A 19,014-nucleotide genomic window follows, 5' to 3' on the forward strand; every position below is an offset into this window, starting at 1 on the left:
GCCGATACCCCAGAAAAAACAATGCCGCTCACCTTAAGTGAACGGCATTAGAGCATAATGCTCGGCTTATTCAATATTAAAAATGATTTACTGCTATTCTTCGCTATTATCAGAGCTTGTCTCTGCGATCTCAGCGCTTACATTCGCTTCGTCATCCTCACCTTGTGGTAATTCCGACTCTTCGATCTCATCAATGCGCTGCAAACCAACAACATTTTCATCATCAGCGGTTCGAATCAAAGTAACGCCTTGAGTATTTCGTCCAACTTGGCTTACTTCTGCAACACGTGTTCGAACCAATGTTCCAGCGTCGGTGATCATCATCATCTCATCACCTTCTTCGACTTGGACAGCACCTACGACGCTACCATTTCGCTCAGACACTTTGATAGAAACAACACCTTGAGTTGCTCGGCCCTTAGTAGGGTACTCGGTCAATTCAGTTCGCTTACCAAAGCCATTTTGCGTGACCGTTAGGATGTCACCTTGGTTAGAAGGTACAATTAGAGACACAACTTGATCATCATCCGCTAGCTTAATACCACGTACACCAGCAGCTGTTCGTCCCATTGCTCTAACTTTATCCTCAGTAAAGCGAACTACTTTACCTGATTTAGAAAACAGCATGATATCGCTGTTGCCATCTGTGATATCGACACCGATTAACGAGTCGTCATCACGTAAGTTAACCGCAATAAGACCGTTTGAGCGAACGTTAGCAAACTGATCAAGTGATGTCTTCTTAACCGTACCATCGCCTGTCGCCATAAAGATGAACTTATCAGCTGAAAATTCGTCAACTGGCAGAATAGCCGTAATACGCTCATTTTCTTCCAGCGGTAATACATTAACAATTGGCTTACCACGTGCAGTGCGCGTTGCCTGAGGCAATTGATACACTTTCAGGCGATAGGTTTTACCTCGTGTAGAGAAGCACAAGATGTTGTCATGGGTATTGGCAACAAGAAGACGTTCAATATAGTCTTCGTCTTTCATCTTAGTTGCACTCTTACCTTTACCACCACGACGCTGAGCTTCATAGTCGTTGAGTAACTGGTACTTCACATAACCTTCATGAGACAGTGTAACCACCACATCTTCACGAGCAATAAGCTCTTCCATATCGATATCATGGACAGCGGCCGTAATTTCAGTACGGCGTGCATCACCAAAGCCATCGCGAACGGCTTCTAATTCTTCACGAATCACTTCCATCAAGCGCTCAGTGCTTGCCAGAATATGCATCAGCTCAGCAATTTCTTCTAGAAGCTGCTTATACTCATCAAGAATTTTTTCATGCTCTAGACCTGTCAACTTCTGCAAGCGAAGATCTAGAATGGCCTGTGCTTGCTGCTCAGTCAAAAAGTACTGATTATCACGAATACCAAACTGAGGCTCCAACCAGTCAGGGCGCGCAGCATCGGTACCAGCACGCTCTAGCATTGCCGAAACATTACCTAAGTCCCAGCCGCGAGCTGTCAATCCAGCTTTCGCTTCTGCCGGTGTTGGTGCGCGGCGAATAAGCTCAATAATTTCATCGATATTTGCTAAAGCAAGCGCAAGACCTTCAAGGATATGAGCACGATCACGAGCTTTGCGTAATTCAAAGATAGTGCGTCGAGTCACCACTTCGCGGCGGTGGTCAACAAAGCACTTCAGCATTTCTTTAAGATTAAATAGTTGAGGCTGACCATTGTTCAGCGCAACCATGTTAATACCAAAAGTCGTCTGAAGCTGAGTGTTAGTGTAAAGGTTGTTTAATACAACTTCACCGACTGCATCACGCTTACATTCAACAACAATGCGCATGCCGTCTTTATCAGACTCATCGCGAAGTGCACTAATGCCCTCCACTTTTTTATCTTTTACAAGCTCTGCTATCTTTTCAACCAGTCGCGCTTTGTTTACTTGATAAGGTATCTCAGTAACGACTATGGTTTCTTTGCCATTTTTATCGGTTTCGATATCGGCCTTAGATCGCATATAAATTTTGCCGCGACCTGTTTTATACGCATCGACTATTCCTTTACGACCGCTAATAAGCGCTGCCGTAGGAAAATCAGGGCCTGGAATATATTCCATTAGCTCATCAATTGTGATGGCTTCATTTTCGATATATGCAAGACAGCCATCAATCACTTCACTAAGGTTATGTGGAGGGATGTTAGTTGCCATACCGACTGCGATACCAGAAGCACCATTGACCAGTAGATTAGGTACTTTGGTTGGTAGGACAGCAGGAATCTGCTCAGTACCGTCATAGTTTGGTACGTAGTCTACCGTTTCTTTATCAAGATCAGCCAAAAGTTCGTGGGCAATTTTCGCCATTCGAACTTCGGTATAACGCATTGCCGCTGCTGAATCACCATCAATGGAACCAAAGTTACCTTGACCATCAACAAGCATATAACGCAATGAGAAAGGTTGCGCCATACGTACAATCGTGTCGTATACCGCACTATCACCATGTGGGTGATACTTACCGATCACATCGCCCACAACACGGGCGGATTTTTTATATGGTTTATTCCAATCATTGCCCAGCACATTCATCGCGAACAATACGCGGCGGTGCACAGGCTTTAGGCCATCACGCACATCAGGAAGAGCACGACCCACGATAACGGACATCGCATAGTCAAGGTATGAACCTCTTAGCTCATCTTCAATGTTAACGGGCGTGATCTCTTTAGCTAGATCGCTCATAGAGCCAATATCCCTCTATCTATAGATCGTATGTACAATACGTTTAAGTCGCAAAAATATAACACACAAATACCCACTTCGGCATTACTTTCCCTCTCCTTTTATCAGGTTGTGAGCTTGGTTGTGAATCAAATGCTGAGAAATTAAACACTGTTATTTTATCTCGATGATTACAGGCTGCTTTTTAACCACAACATAAAAACTGCAGTCTAGTCTGGAGTGTAATGAGTAACAGAGTATAATATCGCCCCATCCACGGATACTTATCGAGAAAAGATACCTCTTATGACTCTTTCAAAAAATGTCGACCCGAATGAAATCAAAAAATTTGAAGAGATGGCTTCACGCTGGTGGGACCAGGAGGGGGAATTCAAACCTCTTCACCAAATTAACCCGCTGCGTCTCAATTACGTTTTGGATCGTGCTAGTGGTTTGTTTGGTAAAAAAGTACTCGATGTTGGTTGTGGTGGCGGGATCCTAGCAGAAAGTATGGCAAAAGAAGGGGCAATAGTGACTGGCCTTGATATGGGCAAAGAACCACTTGAAGTTGCGAGACTTCATGCACTTGAAACAGGTACTGAGCTCACCTATATCCAAAGTACAATAGAAGATCACGCTATGGATAACCAAGGCCAATATGATGTGGTCACTTGCATGGAAATGTTGGAACATGTTCCGGACCCACAATCGGTTGTTGCAGCTTGCTCAAAGCTTGTCAAACCAGGTGGACATGTTTTTTTCTCTACGCTTAACCGCAACTTCAAATCGTATTTATTTGCTATCGTGGGCGCTGAAAAGCTGCTGCGTATCGTTCCAGAAGGCACTCATGATCACGATAAGTTCATTCGGCCTGCTGAGCTTCTTAAAATGATTGACCATACTGATCTCACAGAGATGTCAATCACTGGTCTTGGATATAACCCCATCACAGACACCTATAAGCTTGGAAAAAATGTAGACGTTAACTACATAATCCACACCTGTAAGTTTTAGTCATCAATTGATACAAACACCTTCTCAATTCGTAAAAAACGGTAGCTAGCATAGGCTACCGTTTTTGCTGTTTTGGTTCCAAAATGAGCACTCAAAAATCACGCTCAGAATTATCGAAAGATCAAGGAATTTTTTTTTAATTGTGGTTACTAATAAACCGATCCAAAAATGGCAATTTTATACAATCAATTGGCTCCTAACTCCATCGGTTAGTATCCACTTACTGAAATTTTTAATTTTGTTAGTTATCCACAAGTCATCCAAGTTGTTCAACTTGAAAAGCTTCGCGCATAGCACTATCTTGTAAGTCGTAAAGCAATACACCCCTATATGTTGTGTTTGGACTACAATATGTAGATAGACTTTGATCACAAAGCTGGAACGTTTTTGAAGCAATTTGCATAGAAACACGGCTTTTATCAGTTTTGTTAGGGAAATTAAGCAGAATGAACCAACAACTCACCGTTACTAAACGTGATGGACGCAAAGAAAGTATTGATCTAGATAAGATCCACCGAGTCATTACTTGGGCTTCCGAGGGCCTAGACAACGTTTCAGTATCTCAAGTAGAACTTCGCGCTCACATTCAGTTCTATGATGGTATTACCACTTCAGATATTCACGAAACCATCATCAAATCAGCTGCCGACTTGATTTCAGAGGAAACACCAGATTACCAATATCTTGCAGCTCGACTTGCGGTATTCCACTTGCGTAAAAAAGCTTACGGCCAGTATGAGCCCCCTAAGCTTTATGATCATGTAGCTCGCCTAATTGACTTGGGCAAATACGATCAGAACATTTTGCAAGACTATACCAAAGCTGAGTTGGATGAACTTGATAGCTATATAGACCACAAGCGTGACCTAGACTTTTCTTATGCAGCGGTGAAGCAACTCGAAGGTAAATACTTTGTCCAAAACCGCGTTTCAGGTGAGATATACGAAAGTGCTCAGTTCCTCTATATTCTAGCGGCGGCATGTTTGTTTGCGAAATATCCACAAGCAACCAGGCTGAGCTATATCAAGAGCTTTTATGACGCAACGTCGACATTCAAAATATCCCTACCAACGCCGATTATGGCAGGTGTGCGTACACCAACACGTCAGTTCAGTTCATGTGTACTAATCGAATGTGGTGATAGCTTAGATTCTATCAACGCAACTGCAAGCTCTATAGTGCGCTATGTTTCGCAGCGCGCAGGTATTGGCATTAACGCAGGACGCATTCGTGCTCTGGGTTCCGAGATCCGCCGTGGGGAAGCTTTCCATACGGGTTGTATTCCTTTCTACAAGTATTTCCAAACAGCGGTAAAATGCTGTTCTCAAGGCGGTGTACGTGGTGGTGCAGCCACTGTTTTCTATCCACTTTGGCATGGTGAGTCACAAGCCCTGATGGTGCTTAAGAACAACCGGGGTGTAGAAGAAAACCGTGTTCGCCATATGGACTATGGTGTGCAATTAAACAGACTTATGTATCAACGTCTGGTTGAAGGTGGAAACATTACTTTATTCTCACCTTCTGATGTACCTGGTTTATACGACGCTTTTTTTGAAAATCAAGATGAGTTCGAGCGCCTATACGTTCAGTACGAAAATGACCCTTCAATTAAGAAAGAGTCCGTCAAAGCCGTTGAGCTTTTCTCTATCTTAATGCAAGAAAGAGCGTCTACTGGTCGTATCTACATTCAGAACGTAGACCACTGTAACACCCACAGTCCGTTTGATTCGAAAGTCGCTCCAGTGCGTCAATCAAATTTATGCTTGGAGATTGCACTACCGACTAAACCTCTCACTAACGTAGAGGATGAGTCAGGTGAAATCGCTCTCTGTACTCTTTCTGCATTTAACCTTGGTGCCATTAAATCTCTTGACGACTTTGAAGAACTGTCAGACTTGGTAGTAAGAGCGCTCGATGCTCTGCTCGATTATCAAAACTATCCTCTTCCAGCAGCGAAAAGGTCAACTATGAATCGCCGCACTCTAGGTGTGGGCGTCATCAATTACGCATATTATCTTGCAAAAAATGGGGTGAAGTATTCTGATGGCAGCGCCAATGGACTAACTCATCGCACTTTTGAAGCAATGCAATATTACTTGTTAAAAGCATCGGTTGCCCTAGCTAAAGAGCAGGGTAAATGCCCGGCCTTTAATGAGACCAACTATGCAAAAGGCTTATTGCCAATCGATACCTATAAGAGTGATGTCAATTCAATTTGTGATGAACCGCTTCATTATGATTGGGATACGCTGCGCACTGAGATCATGACACATGGTCTTCGTAACTCGACACTGACAGCCTTAATGCCTTCTGAAACATCATCGCAGATTTCGAACGCCACAAACGGTATCGAACCTCCTCGCGGTTATGTATCAATCAAAGCATCGAAAGACGGCATCCTGAAGCAGGTTGTCCCTGAGTACAGTGAGTACAAGGAGAACTATGAACTGCTTTGGGATATTGGCTCCAATGACGGATACCTGCACTTAGTCGGTATTATGCAGAAGTTTGTTGATCAAGCGATATCAGCGAATACCAACTACGACCCTACCCGCTTTGATAATGGTAAGGTCCCGATGAAAAAGCTATTACAAGATCTACTCACAGCCTACAAATATGGTGTGAAAACGCTTTATTATCACAACACTCGTGATGGAGCGAGCGATGACCAAAAAGACGCTGTTCAAGAAGATGATGATTGCGATGGTGGCGGTTGTAAGATCTAACCCCTAATCACCGATGTGATTAGAAAGAATTAACAGATTGTTTGCCCCTCAGCAGAGGGGCTTAAAAGGAATGAGGCAGCATGGCTTACAGTACTTTTAACCGAAATAAAAATGACCAACTCAAAGAACCCATGTTCTTAGGTCAATCCGTAAATGTTGCTCGCTACGATCAACAAAAGTTCGAAATATTTGAAAAGCTTATCGAGAAACAACTTTCTTTTAAATTGTGACAGAAAAACTCACACAGCCGAGTAAGTGAGTGACCAGCCCTTTGTACAACAATGTATTGGCACAAAGAAAAATTTATGTGAAATACACATAAGTCATAAAATACAAACAAAAATCGATTTATGTGAAACTTACTAAAGGAATATATTTTGAAATACTCAACTTTCAATACAACGAAAAATGACCAATTAAAAGAACCGATGTTCTTTGGTCAAAATGTCAACGTAGCTCGCTACGACCAAGAAAAGTATAAGGCGATATCATCGATTACAGAGAAGGCACTTTCCTTTTTCTGGAGACCAGAAGAAATTGATGTCAGCCAAGATCGCATTGATTACCAAAAGTTACCAGATCATGAGAAACACATTTTTATCTCTAACTTAAAATATCAAACTTTATTGGACTCTATCCAAGGACGAAGCCCAAACGTTGCACTTTTGCCTATCGTGAGTATCCCTGAACTTGAAACATGGATTGAGACTTGGTCGTTCTATGAGACTATCCATTCAAGATCTTATACTCACATCATTCGCAACATAATCAACGACCCTTCGATTGTGTTCGATGACATTGTAGAAAATGAAGAGATCAAGAAGCGGGCTGTCAGCGTGTCAAAGTATTACGATGACCTTATCGAGTCTGTACAGCAATATCAGCTTTTAGGGCTAGGCACGCACGAAGTGAAGGGTGGAAAGGTTGTTGTTTCACTCCATGACCTAAAGAAAAAACTGTACTTATGCTTGATGTCCGTAAACATCCTTGAGGCTATCCGTTTTTACGTGAGCTTCGCTTGTTCATTCGCTTTCGCAGAACGCGAGTTAATGGAAGGAAATGCGAAAATAATCAAGCTCATTGCTCGCGATGAGGCTCTGCACCTCTCAAGCACACAGCACATGATCAATATACTTCGTAACGGTCAGGATGGTCTTGAATACATTCAAATCGCAGAAGAATGTAAAGACGAAGCTTATAAGATGTTCGTTGATGCTGCCCAACAAGAAAAGGAATGGGCGGAGTACTTGTTTAAAGACGGCTCGATGATTGGCCTTAACAAAGACATTCTCTGTCAATACGTGGAATACATCACCAACATTCGTATGCAAGCTGTTGGTCTAAACCCTGCATTTCCTGAAGCGACAAGTAATCCAATCCCATGGATTAATGCATGGCTATCATCTGATAATGTGCAAGTTGCACCGCAAGAGTCTGAGATTTCAAGCTACTTGGTTGGTCAAATTGACAATGTTATTGGACAAGATGAGTTCAAGGATTTTGAGCTGTAACGTATGCACACTATAAGTTTGAACGACAAGCAGTTCACTGCTGAAGCCAACGACACCATTCTACAGGCTGCGGAAAAAGCGGGTCAATCTATATACTCAGAATGCCGAGGCGGGTTTTGTGGCGCTTGTAAGTGCAAACTTAAATCGGGAGAAACTGTCAGCGTGATAGACACAATCGCTTTCTTGCCTGAAGGCTACGTACTGGCTTGTAGTGTCAAGGCGAATAGCGACCTTGTTTTAGAGCTAGATTACTGACATACCCGCGTTAGTCTTATAAAAACGCCTCAGTTTTTACTGGGGCGTATTTATCATCAACATACAGAGTGTATTTCGGTGAAAACACTAAAATTAGCAAGGTGATGGCATCACTGCGTTGAAGCCATCACCCTCCCAAGGGCGTACTTAAGTGAAATAAGAAAAAGTAACTTGAAAGCTCTGATGCTTTGACTTTCGTTACATTTAGTGAGCACAAAATAACGACCTATTTAGATCAAAGCATTGAACTCTCTTGCTGCTGCTTCTTTTTCTTCTCTTTTTCGCTCTGGGTATTGAAAGCTTTCAAAAGGTCTGAGTGGATATAATTCATAGATAATTGAAAGCTCATGTGTGGAGCTTCCAATGTAATCTCAGTCTCACCATCTTTGTATGTCGCAGATTTATTCCCAACGAAAGGGATTTTTTGGTTTACTAATTGATATTTTTTCCCAAGGGTGCCATTTAAATAATCAAACTTACTTTTCGGCAATTCGGTTAAAACCGCAATCAGTTTGTTGGAGCGACTAAAGATCACCGTCACATCATTGATACCTTCGAATTGTATTTGATTTCGAGGGATCTGATACATATCACCCTGACTATACTTGTTGATACCTTGATGGGATACATTATATTTGCTTTTAAGTTGTGCAACGGTAGTTTCACCAATCGTTAGCCCAAATACAGTAGGGTTTGCGAATACTGATTGGCATACAAATAATAGTGCAAAGATTAATTTCTTCATTTTTCAATCCATTTTAGTAAAGGTGAGTATTGTTTAAGTAACCAATTGTGTGGTTTTTAGGGACATATACCTCTGTCCATTTACTTCCAGAGGACAACACATAAACACGCTGACCTTGTTGCAATGTCAGCAGCTCTTTACTGTCAAAATTGCCTTCTTTATACACTGAAGCTTTTTTGATCTGAACGGTTTTGGTTCTAAGCTTATTCAGTATTTCATTAAGGTAAGATTGTGCTTCTTTATGATTTTGTTGTGCAGACTTTGCGTACCAGAACGCAGCTAGTTGATTACTTTGTCGTACACCTTTTCCAATTTCGTACCTTACTCCCAGATTTTTTTGGGCAACATCATCACCTTGCCTTGCTGCTTTTTCATACCATTTGAACGCTTTGTAGTCATCTTTTTCTACCCCATTGCCCTCTGCATACATAACACCAAGGTTGTTCTGAGCGGCAATTGAACCTTGTTCGGCGGCTTTTTGATACCATTTAAACGCTGCTCTTGCGTTTGCAGTAGTTCCTTCGCCGTTACTTAGCATCCATCCTAGCCTAAATTGAGCATCAACAACCCCTGCATTTGCTGCTTTTTCAAACCAATTGTGTGCTTGAGTGTAGCTCTTCTCTTTACCATAACCATAATAGTAATGATTACCTATAAAGTAGTCAGACCAAGAATGATTTTGATTGCTTGCTTTTGAAAAATATTCGTAAGATTTTTTGTAGTTTTGCTTTAAACCATCACCGTAGTAGTACATTCTTGCCAAATTATAGGATGCATATTTCGTGTGCGGTGCTGCTTCGCTTAGAAGAGAGAATGCTTTAGCAGTATTTTTTTCCGTTCCTATACCAGATAAGTAGTATCTACCTAGCTCTGCTTGCCCAAGCCAATTAGTTTCAGAAGATTTTTTCATCCACTGAAAAGCTTTCTTTTTGTCTATGTGTACTCCCTTTCCTTCTTCATAGATCCAAGCTAGGTTCCTTGCTGATGCACCATGATCCTGCCCAGCGGACTTGGTGTACCAGTAGATAGATTTTTCATAATCTTGAGAAACGCCATATCCATTATCAAACGCTAACCCTATGTAGAAAGAACAACTTTTATAACTATCAACACATCGTTCATACCATTTTAGGGATTGCTTATATTCTTTTTTCTCCCAATATAGCTTACCAAGTTTCTTTATTGAGTAAGCGTCACTTTCTTCTGCTTTTAACCATAAAGGAAATAAGTCTTTATTGTCAGCTAGTTCTTTTGATGCTTTCTCTGATTTATTTTCTGATGCTTTAATAAGGTATGCTTGTGCTTCTTTGAATTTTTCTTGCTTAAGCGCATGCATACCATAATCAAATTGAGCATTAACTAAACCAGAATCCGCCGCTTTTTTAAGCCAACCAATATCTTCATTGGATGGATGATTCGTTGAGGTATATAAGCGATACATTGAACGATTATCGCCTTCTAAAGCCAGTTTTTGCCAAGATTCTCTTGCTTTAGCATAATCACCATCTTGATAGGCTTCTTCTGCCGATTCATATGTTGCTGCACAACCTGACAACATCAACGTGACTATAGTACTAGCCAACCACTTGCGTTTTAACACTATCTTTTCCTTAATAATTTGTAATTATTATCAAATATGCTACAAAACACCCCTCGAACTTTCAAGCAGTTGCAAGTGCAAAGTCGTCAGTTATCACTATTTAAAATTTATAAACCTATCGCTATCGCTACTGCGAAGAGCAATAATTTCTCTGTTGCTGAAGTAACAGCTCTTTCAGGTAGCTATTCCGCTTATGAGAGTGACTAGGTGCCTCGGTGATCTGCTTCATGTCATCACTACTACCAACGATATGGATTTCACTTTCTGCTCTCGTGATTGCCGTATAGAGCCATGCTCTATCTACTATTCTTCCGTTTTGCAGAGCGATGATGATGCGTGGGAACTGTGAGCCTTGGGCTTTGTGTAAGGTAATGGCATAACCCAACTCCATGCAGTCGAGAACGGATTGTGTTATCTCGACCTTTTCACCTGTATCTAGCGTCACTTCACCGTAACTATCACCAGAAGGTTTGGCGTTTGTTAGCATACCAAGTGAGCCGTTCTGAATGCCTTTGTCGTAATGATTCTGCGTGAATAACACCGCATCATTGAGGCTAAGTGGCAGAAAGAACTTGTCACCATTGATTTCGAACTCAAGGCTGGCGCTATCTGGGTTAACGGCTTGCTGGGTGAGCTTATTGATTTCTGATACGAGAGCCTTGGTTGGAGCCATGACGCGACTGTTTTCAGGACACTGTTGGTAAAGCTCACAACAGACTTTGGCAATGTCTGTTTTACTGGTTTCGTGAAAGTGTATTGCTCCCGTACTTAATCGATCAGGCATCACACCTTGATTAATGAGCTTCGAGTATTCGGGGATACCCGTTGAACCTTCCTGTCTCTTGACGATATCTAGCATCGTATTAGCCACTGTTTTTGCTTCGACGATATCTGCCAATACCTTGCCACAACCTATTGGTGGGAGTTGGTCGGGGTCGCCAGTGAATATCAATCGTACAGAGGGGTGAGTGTGATTCACAAGGCGACACATGGTTGGCAAGTCAATCATGCTTGCCTCATCAATCACCAGTAGGTGATTGAGCTTATCGACACTGGGTTCAATAGGGTCTTCACGCAACAATTTGGCAATGGTTGAGGTAACAAAACCGATGGACTCATGAAGTCTCATTGCAGCACGACCGCTGAGCGCAACGGCGTGTATTTCAAACCCAAGTTGATGATATGCCCTGAGAGCCGTTCTGAGCACCGTTGTCTTGCCTGTTCCTGCACCGCCTGTAATACAGCTTACCGAGTTATCTAGGCACGTTGTGACAGCTTCGATTTGTTTTCTGGTTAGGTCGTAGGGAAGCTCCGCAGCCGCTGAGCAATACGCAGCATTGGCCTGTTCATCATACAAGTCATTTTGCTTAATCAGCGTATTTAGCCGCTTGGCAACGACACTTTCCATAAGAAGTTGTGCCGTTGGGTGATAGGCTCCTGTGTCGGGGTTTAAAATGTACTGAGCTTTATCATGACCTGAATGGAGCGCCTGAGTGACCAGTGCTTTGTCTTTCAGTAGCTTGTTTAGATAAGGGCGCACATTGGCATGAGTGGTATAGGTGTGACCTTTTTCAATTTCCTTGCGAATCGCCATTTCCAGAGCAGCACTGAGTCTTCTGGGGTCATCCTTCGCAACATCGCTCTTAAAATCAGTTATCTTGATAATATCTTCAATGGCACTGAACGAAAGACCAAAGCCCATTAAAGCATAAGGATTATCTTTAATGACCTCTATGGAAGCTTCACCGTGATGCTTGAGCAGCCGTTGCTGCACACTGGCGGGGATGTTGTGCTCACTCATCCAATTGCAATGTGCCAGATTTTTATATTTGGCGTACCCCTTAAAGAGTGCTTCCACTGAATCGTCACTCAGAATCGATGTCAGACGCTTTCTAGACTCTGGTGTATCATTTCGCAGTGTGGCATGGAAGTCTTTACCCAAGAGCTGCCAGAGCGCCCTAGCTTTGCTTTCACCAATGCCCTTGAAGTCATTTTCTTTGGCGATAAAGCGTATCAGTTGTTCACCTGTTTCAGGTAAAGTGCATTCGATATGGCTGGGTGACTCATACGTGTGCTGCTGCATAACATAATCATCGACTTCCACGTTTTTTATCTGGCGAGCGCCTGTGACTGACCAATGCTGACCCAACGCAGGTTGTACAGGGATGCTATCGGGGTCGGCTTTGATGGTAACGTAATACTTCCCGTTATTGGTTTTGTATGAGTCTCTTGCCAGTGGTACGCCACTGAATATCACCAACTTGGTCGAGCGAAAAGGGATGCTTGTGACACGCATCTGGTCTTCATGCAAAGCAGTATTCATCGTGGCATCAACCCCATTTCGGATAAGGTTTCAGATAGTTCACCAAAGCGCTCAAGTCGCTTTTCAAGCTCCCTAACTTTAGCTTTCAATTCTATGTTCTCAGCTTCTAACGACGACACCCGCTTTGAATCGAGAAGCTTTCGATTTGCTGTGTTGTCGTAGGCTTGAGGTTTGCCCTCACTCTTCTTGGCAGCTTCCGTAAGAGGCGGCAGGATACCTTTACCGCGCAGTTCATCTTCTAAGGCTTTGAGTGCTTTCTTGAGGGCAGGATTTTGGTTTAACGCCGATTTTCCACAACCAATTCCTTTTGCGACTTCAATACGATTAAGCTGTCCTCTAAATACGATTTGCTTAAAATCATCGTCCGTTTGTGTGGCTTTCCAGACCTCAAATGCTTCAAGGTTTTGTTGCGCTTTCTGCTGACCACTTGCCATTACTTAACCCTCTATTATATTCTTTATCAATATAAGTTCATTGGGTGTCAGTACCACTTTCCCTGCTGTAGTTGCTATCCTCGTTCGCTCTGCCTCACCCTTGTACGAAAGATCGTTAGTTAGCTCAATCAAACCTAAGAGATTTTTAATTGCCTTTTTTTCCTCAACGGAAAAATTAGACGAAGGGATGACATCTACTGAGCCTTGAGCATCAATTTGAGAATTGAGCATCGAATTGACGCTAATAGATCCTTGGTTCTTAAAATTTTGCTCTAGTATTTTTTCAAGATGCTTAATTCTGTTTTCTAGCTGCTTAATGTAGATCTTGGTTTGTGGTGAACTTGTTGATGAAGACTCACTTTTTTTGTCAGGCTTACGAAGAGATGAAGCGACCTCACAATAAGCATCTATTATAGGTTTATAAACACCTTTACTGTCATTATCCAGCGTACCTTTCGCAGGTTTTCCTGCACAGTTTTGTCGAAGAAACTCGGCAATTGATGTTATCGTTATTGCCATACCATTAATCAAGTGATGTCGGCAAGCTAGCTTCACATTTTTTATACCTGTTTGTAGCCGCTGATCAGTGTACTCTTTAAGCAAGCCCTCAACATACCTATCAGCTTTTTCTAATCTTTCTTGATTAATCTTCATGTTCAATGCCTGCTGTATTGTTGGAAAATGCGTTATCTAGCTTTTTTAAACCTTCAATCAATTTTGCCGTTTTTTCTGGGGCATCAAATAACAAACGGGGGTCGGTAAACGCCTCATCCGTAACCTCTTCACCCAAAAGCTCTTTAGTACGAACTGCTGCAAAAAGAACCGCTGCACGTTTAACCTCAGCGCTCGGAATGTATAACAGAGGATTGCTCACTGAAGCTTCGTTAAACATTTTGTTGAGGAATTGGTCGAGATTATTCACATGAATCTCTGACTCGGATGGATCTAAACCAAGCATTACTGCCTGCATGGAAAGTTCCATAGCTGCATCCAGCATATTGAGAGACTCATAAGATGCCTCTGCATAGTGTTTTTGTTCATTCATTACTACAGGCAGTTTTGAGCTTTCAATTTCCATCTGGTCTAAACTCGCTTGCAACATTTTTTGTCGTCTTCTCAGTTCTGTAACTCTATGGCAAAGCAATTCTGTTTTTTGATCAGCTTTGTCGTTTAATCGTGCAATGATAAACTCAGGCTCTTCATGGCTATCGTAAGCATCGTTTATCTGCTCATAAATCCCAAAACGTTCGTCTGTTAAAGCTTTAACCTCAGTAGCGCATTCATTGAGATAGTAAATCTGTTCCGCGATGAAACGTGGGCTAGAACGCCAATACCGACAATTTCCACATCTAAAAGCTCCCCCTCGAACACTTGTTAACGAAGGAACATCTATACCATTTTGACCAGTTTTGATGATTACACCACCATCTTGACAGTCGAAATTCATACAAACTCCTCCTTTCATAAACCGTGGGTGGCCACCTTTTGAAAAATCTGGTAGGAATAAACTGAAATCATCGACCAAAGTTGCATTGTCTATCCAATGAATGTTTTCCACCCCTGATTCCAATACACTTTTTTCATTCGCAATAGCAATGCCTGACTTTCTTTGAGCATCCAACAGAGCCTTCTTATACTGCTGCTCACCAATTTTCCTGTAATACAACGTCATAATACTGGTGTTATGACCCACGAGTAACTTAACGATTTCTTTGTCTAAACCAGAATTTAAAAGATCCGTAATGCCGTAGACACGCAGACTATGCAAGTCAAACAAAGCTGTCCCATCTTCTGCAAACGCTATCTTACTTTTAGCATGATGGGGATTTTTTCGCTTATATCTCGCCTCTGCTTCCTTAAGAACAGCCAAAAATACTCTTCTTACCATCGCATGTGTGGGTGGAAGAAAAATTGTACCCATTTCTGGGCTAACAACAGAAACTTTGGGTGCAGATATATCACGAAAAAGAGGTATAAATTTAGGTAACTGCTCAAATACTTTCTGCGAGTATTTACCCGCATCTTCATCTACTGTTCTGACTGGGATCAGGTGCTTAGGTGAGAATTTGTCATTAAAAGTTTTTTGCCTTTTAACTATGTCGATGACAGCATCGACATTTTCTATGCCGCTATTAACAACCCAAGGCACGGAATATCCTGTGTGACCTTTTTGTTGTAGTGTGTAACCTTTCGTCTTGTTTGTGTTGAAGTACAACGACAACTCTTCAGTACCCTCTGCCTGTTCAGATTGAACAAAAGCGGTTTGCCCAAATTTCTCATTATGCGTTTGTCCATCGGGATAAATGAAGTTAGCTGTAGCAGCCGTATTAATTACGTATTTTTGACGATCCAAATCCCATATTTTTTCATCTAAGAGTCCTTCATCAATCCATCTTCCTTGGTGTGTTCTCGCAGGTAGGATCATTAGTAGATGTAGAATATGTGCCACATTAGGCATAAACACTGTTTCGTTCTTACCCTTCATATGATTGTATAAGGTAACTGTAAGAGAAGGAAAATTGTCTCTGACAAAAACATAATCGTTTTCAGTTAACACTTCTAAACATAAATCATACAAATCACTGGGCATTGATCTTCGTGATGTTGTAGTTCGCTTGCCTGTAGCATCTTTATAAAGTTCTTGACCAGGTGGCATGGGTAGAGCTTTGCTTGAGCCTTGTCTTTTTTTCATATCAAAGATATGAGTCAACGCCAGTCGGACTTGACCCCATACTGTCTTTTTCGAGTTTGGAGTAGTAAATTTCGAATGATTTTCGAGATAAAGCCAGAAAGAAAATTGCTCAGCATGAAGAGGATGGTAAAAGTGATACACCTCAAGTTGCTCAACTGATGTCAATTGTTCCACTTCTCTCGAATTATACTCGACAATATAATCAATGAAGTGATTTAAGTACTGCATATTTTGAGCATTGGCATGTGTCTGCGTATATAACCTTAGCTCATTTAGAATCTGGTCTGGCAACTGGCCTTGATATCGTTTAAGAGTCGTGCTCGTTCTCGCTAAATCACCTTCTAGAATTCGCTTAGTGGCAGTTTTGCTCATTGCACCTAAGTTAAATTGCTTAAATTTTGACTGATTACGATAAGAGTCAGTTCGCTCAAGATGCTGAATAACCTGCTTCAATGGCTTTCTAGGATGTTCGGTTACAGACTCCTCATAACCAAGCTTTTCATTCATTTGTAAAGTACACTGAACGAAATCAAAACATAGGCTTTCAGGAAGATCTTGCATGGCATTCATGTCTGTACTGCAACGAAGTCCCCGCAATAGGCGCATTTGATCTGCTGCTGTGCCACCAGTGAGAGTTTCGGCAACACCACCAATCTGAATAGCTATCTCACCTGTTTCTGGAAAAATCAGCGAATAATTCGTTCTTCCCATAACCGCTGTAGCTTTTGCATAAGGTGTAAAAATGGCGTTATGCTTGATAAAGTATTGAATCGCTAAACTAAAACTTACTTTCAAACGATAAACAAACATTTGATATGAGTTGGTATCACCATGAAAGTAATGTGAGTCGAAGAGATCAATGAAGCCAGTATCGATCTTGTAGTAATCGTCGGCCTTTGTGCCAACGTTAGCTCGTAACACCAAAACTCTTAACAAGGATACAAATGGAGAATCAAGAAAATCCTGCTTTTCATAGGGCAGTTCAAGCTTACCTTTCTTTTTCTTAATCTGCCGAGGTACAAGATCACTAAACAGAGACTCTAACAAAAGTGTTATAAACCCAACATCAGTAAGACCCAATTGATGTTGCATTGCTTGAAAATCAATGAGGGCTGGAGGGATATATGCATCGGTTTGTGCGAATCTATAATACAGCTCCAACTTTTCGCCGTTCATTACGAAGCCATCGTCAATAAGGCGTTCAATTAGTCTGTGTTTTGATTCTGTGTCATCGTTGATACCAGCATCAGAAGCTAGACGGTTCATTGTACCTATAGTCAATGGTCTGATTTTATGCTCTTTGATTTCGCTCTCGTCATTTGCCCCTAAAAAGTTAACAACATCCGTTTTGTAGGCTGATAGGAAAAAATCATTTAGTGTTTTACCAACATTAACAATTAGTTTTTCATCAATGACACAGGTGTCTATTGTGGGATTATATCTAACCTCTTTATCGGTATTGATATAACCAAATCCTGTTTTCAGTACATCAGTATCAGTCGTAATGAAGATATGACTCATTCAAAAAACTCCCTAAATGTTAGGTTGTTAAACTCTGTATATTCTTTTTTCGCGATCATAGCCCTGACTTTTGCGGAAGTGGGTTGTGCATAACGTTCTGTTGATGATAAGTAGGCGTGACGCATAAATACCTTGATGTTCTCTAATTGCCAATCAAGTGCATTCTTTAAATAGAAACCACAAAAATGCCTTAGAGAGTGTGGTTGTCGTACAAATCCAAGCTCTTTCAAAGAACGTCTCTCAAAGTGCTTCCTGTATGCACCAAGTGTCATTGGGCAACCATTATCCAGACATAAAAGCCAGGGGTGTCCTGCTACCCTATTTTGTTTGAGAAGCTTAGGTAGCAAAACCACACTAAAATAGGTTCGAGCAATTTCATTAGACCAGCTCAACACATAACCATAAGTCGGATGAGAAACTTGAAGTGTCATCGCCTTATCACCAGCAAAGTACTTATCATCTTTATCGGAGATCATGGTTCTTGAAGTAGGGCTTGAAAGAAACTCAATATCTCGTTCGCTTAAACCAGACTTATTTGTAATGGTTGTCGTGTGGCGCTTTAGTATTGCTTCCCGTTCAATTAACCGACCACTGTCTGGGTCGAAGGTTTTTCCTTTAACTTGATTGTCAGAAACAATAATATCTGCCAACCCATCCTCAGAAGGAACAACATCATAAATTAAAATGTTGGCAACCTCTGAGCCTCGAAGAGCGGTAAATGCTTGTAATATATAGGCAGCTTGATAATTGATGTTCTGTTCGGATTTGATGAACTGTGCTAGTTCATTGGGAGGGAAGTACTTCGTTGTTTTTTTTGAGCCTGTTGTAGTCCTAACATCGTAGTTTTCAGATGTGAAGTGCAACCTGCCACCACTAAATTCATTGTAGTTTCCGTCTTGATAACCTGTTCCTTCTAGGTGAGAAAGCAAACCACTGTGATTAGGGTCAATATGCCGTGTCTTCCGTGCATTTTCGATGAGTACTTGATCAACCCCACTTAAGGATGTCCCCAAATAGGTATTAGAAAACTTCTCAAATTTGATATAAGCACTAATTAATTTCTTCACAGTACTTAATTTTGACTTATGCCAATAGAGATCTAACTTGCAGTATCCATTCGAATCTACTGTCCCATTTAGCTTTGCTTCAAAATAGGCATATAGTAGTTCATTCGGATTGCGTAGCCACTCATCCTGCTTTTCTAGCTGGCATTCGAAGAAAGCCAGCATATCCGAAACCACATCGATTACTGGTTGTAAATTTGATGCCTTGCCGCCCCCTAGTGCGTACTCATTTTTAATGAACAAAAGCAGCGCAAAGTTAACCTTTCCTTCTAACGTGAATACTAGCGGAAATTTTCTACTGCCAAACTCTTCCGTTGTCACATATTTTAAGTAATAAGTTTTTTTAAACTTTTTCATACTTACCTAATCAAATTAACTTATGTGAACAATACCATGTCACATTCACACTTTCAAGTTTTTCAGGTTGAGCAACTTTGGATTTAC

General features: G+C 41.5%; 12 protein-coding genes and 1 pseudogene. 5 read left to right on the forward strand and 8 right to left on the reverse strand.

Going from position 1 to position 19,014, the window contains the following annotated elements; genetic code table 11:
- Positions 1–93: 93 nt before the first annotated feature.
- Positions 94–2,706, reverse strand: coding sequence for a DNA gyrase subunit A (gene gyrA / locus AAFM34_RS12070; protein WP_341663154.1), 2,613 nt, complete (start codon positions 2,704–2,706; stop codon positions 94–96).
- A gap of 285 nt (positions 2,707–2,991) precedes the next feature.
- Here gyrA and ubiG point away from each other — a divergent pair, with 285 nt between their 5' ends.
- The 5 genes and pseudogenes from ubiG to AAFM34_RS12095 all read left to right on the forward strand — a co-directional run bounded on the left by ubiG (position 2,992) and on the right by AAFM34_RS12095 (position 8,191).
- The gene (ubiG, locus tag AAFM34_RS12075) at positions 2,992–3,699 is read left to right on the forward strand and encodes a bifunctional 2-polyprenyl-6-hydroxyphenol methylase/3-demethylubiquinol 3-O-methyltransferase UbiG (RefSeq protein ID WP_341663155.1); all 708 of its coding nucleotides are present in this window, start codon (positions 2,992–2,994) and stop codon (positions 3,697–3,699) included.
- Positions 3,700–4,145: 446 nt separating this feature from the next.
- Positions 4,146–6,425 carry a class 1a ribonucleoside-diphosphate reductase subunit alpha gene (gene nrdA / locus AAFM34_RS12080; RefSeq protein ID WP_341663156.1) on the forward strand — a complete coding sequence of 760 codons (2,280 nt, stop codon included), beginning with the start codon at positions 4,146–4,148 and terminating at the stop codon, positions 6,423–6,425.
- An 80-nt stretch (positions 6,426–6,505) separates the two neighbouring features.
- Positions 6,506–6,646, forward strand: a pseudogene (locus AAFM34_RS12085) (ribonucleoside-diphosphate reductase); the annotation flags it as partial.
- Positions 6,647–6,802: 156 nt separating this feature from the next.
- On the forward strand, positions 6,803–7,936 hold the full coding sequence (gene nrdB / locus AAFM34_RS12090; protein ID WP_228209323.1) for a class Ia ribonucleoside-diphosphate reductase subunit beta: 1,134 nt from the start codon (positions 6,803–6,805) through the stop codon (positions 7,934–7,936).
- A 3-nt stretch (positions 7,937–7,939) separates the two neighbouring features.
- Positions 7,940–8,191, forward strand: coding sequence for a 2Fe-2S iron-sulfur cluster binding domain-containing protein (locus tag AAFM34_RS12095; RefSeq protein ID WP_228209324.1), 252 nt, complete (start codon positions 7,940–7,942; stop codon positions 8,189–8,191).
- Positions 8,192–8,426: 235 nt separating this feature from the next.
- On the opposite strand, the gene AAFM34_RS12100 is transcribed toward AAFM34_RS12095, so the two are convergent.
- From AAFM34_RS12100 to AAFM34_RS12130, 7 genes are all read right to left on the reverse strand, one after another.
- Positions 8,427–8,936, reverse strand: coding sequence for a hypothetical protein (locus AAFM34_RS12100; protein ID WP_228209325.1), 510 nt, complete (start codon positions 8,934–8,936; stop codon positions 8,427–8,429).
- 13 nt (positions 8,937–8,949) lie between these two features.
- Positions 8,950–10,536 (reverse strand): tetratricopeptide repeat protein, encoded by a 1,587-nt coding sequence (locus AAFM34_RS12105; protein WP_341663157.1) that lies wholly within the window; start codon positions 10,534–10,536, stop codon positions 8,950–8,952.
- Between the two features lie 127 nt (positions 10,537–10,663).
- The gene (locus tag AAFM34_RS12110) at positions 10,664–12,859 is read right to left on the reverse strand and encodes an AAA family ATPase (protein ID WP_341663158.1); all 2,196 of its coding nucleotides are present in this window, start codon (positions 12,857–12,859) and stop codon (positions 10,664–10,666) included.
- The gene (locus tag AAFM34_RS12115; protein ID WP_341663159.1) at positions 12,856–13,293 is read right to left on the reverse strand and encodes a VPA1267 family protein; all 438 of its coding nucleotides are present in this window, start codon (positions 13,291–13,293) and stop codon (positions 12,856–12,858) included. The genes AAFM34_RS12110 and AAFM34_RS12115 overlap by 4 nt, the downstream gene beginning before the upstream one ends.
- Positions 13,294–13,296: 3 nt before the next feature.
- Positions 13,297–13,947, reverse strand: a complete 651-nt coding sequence (locus AAFM34_RS12120) for a hypothetical protein (protein ID WP_341663160.1) — start codon at positions 13,945–13,947, stop codon at positions 13,297–13,299.
- On the reverse strand, positions 13,937–17,506 hold the full coding sequence (locus AAFM34_RS12125; RefSeq protein WP_341663161.1) for a VPA1269 family protein: 3,570 nt from the start codon (positions 17,504–17,506) through the stop codon (positions 13,937–13,939). Before AAFM34_RS12125 ends, AAFM34_RS12120 begins: the two co-directional genes overlap by 11 nt.
- The gene (locus AAFM34_RS12130; RefSeq protein WP_169616293.1) at positions 17,503–18,927 is read right to left on the reverse strand and encodes a site-specific integrase; all 1,425 of its coding nucleotides are present in this window, start codon (positions 18,925–18,927) and stop codon (positions 17,503–17,505) included. The genes AAFM34_RS12125 and AAFM34_RS12130 overlap by 4 nt, the downstream gene beginning before the upstream one ends.
- Positions 18,928–19,014 lie beyond the last annotated feature (87 nt).

The organism is Vibrio sp. (assembly GCF_038138445.1).
GTDB lineage: Bacteria > Pseudomonadota > Gammaproteobacteria > Enterobacterales > Vibrionaceae > Vibrio.

Excerpts from the sequence above, each read along its gene's own strand:
- gyrA (WP_341663154.1), bottom strand. The coding sequence starts at position 2,706 with ATGAGCGATCTAGCTAAAGAGATCACGCCCGTTAACATTGAAGATGAG.
- ubiG (WP_341663155.1), top strand. The coding sequence starts at position 2,992 with ATGACTCTTTCAAAAAATGTCGACCCGAATGAAATCAAAAAATTTGAA.
- nrdA (WP_341663156.1), top strand. The coding sequence starts at position 4,146 with ATGAACCAACAACTCACCGTTACTAAACGTGATGGACGCAAAGAAAGT.
- AAFM34_RS12095 (WP_228209324.1), top strand. The coding sequence starts at position 7,940 with ATGCACACTATAAGTTTGAACGACAAGCAGTTCACTGCTGAAGCCAAC.
- AAFM34_RS12100 (WP_228209325.1), bottom strand. The coding sequence starts at position 8,936 with ATGAAGAAATTAATCTTTGCACTATTATTTGTATGCCAATCAGTATTC.
- AAFM34_RS12110 (WP_341663158.1), bottom strand. The coding sequence starts at position 12,859 with ATGAATACTGCTTTGCATGAAGACCAGATGCGTGTCACAAGCATCCCT.
- AAFM34_RS12115 (WP_341663159.1), bottom strand. The coding sequence starts at position 13,293 with ATGGCAAGTGGTCAGCAGAAAGCGCAACAAAACCTTGAAGCATTTGAG.
- AAFM34_RS12120 (WP_341663160.1), bottom strand. The coding sequence starts at position 13,947 with ATGAAGATTAATCAAGAAAGATTAGAAAAAGCTGATAGGTATGTTGAG.
- AAFM34_RS12125 (WP_341663161.1), bottom strand. The coding sequence starts at position 17,506 with ATGAGTCATATCTTCATTACGACTGATACTGATGTACTGAAAACAGGA.
- AAFM34_RS12130 (WP_169616293.1), bottom strand. The coding sequence starts at position 18,927 with ATGAAAAAGTTTAAAAAAACTTATTACTTAAAATATGTGACAACGGAA.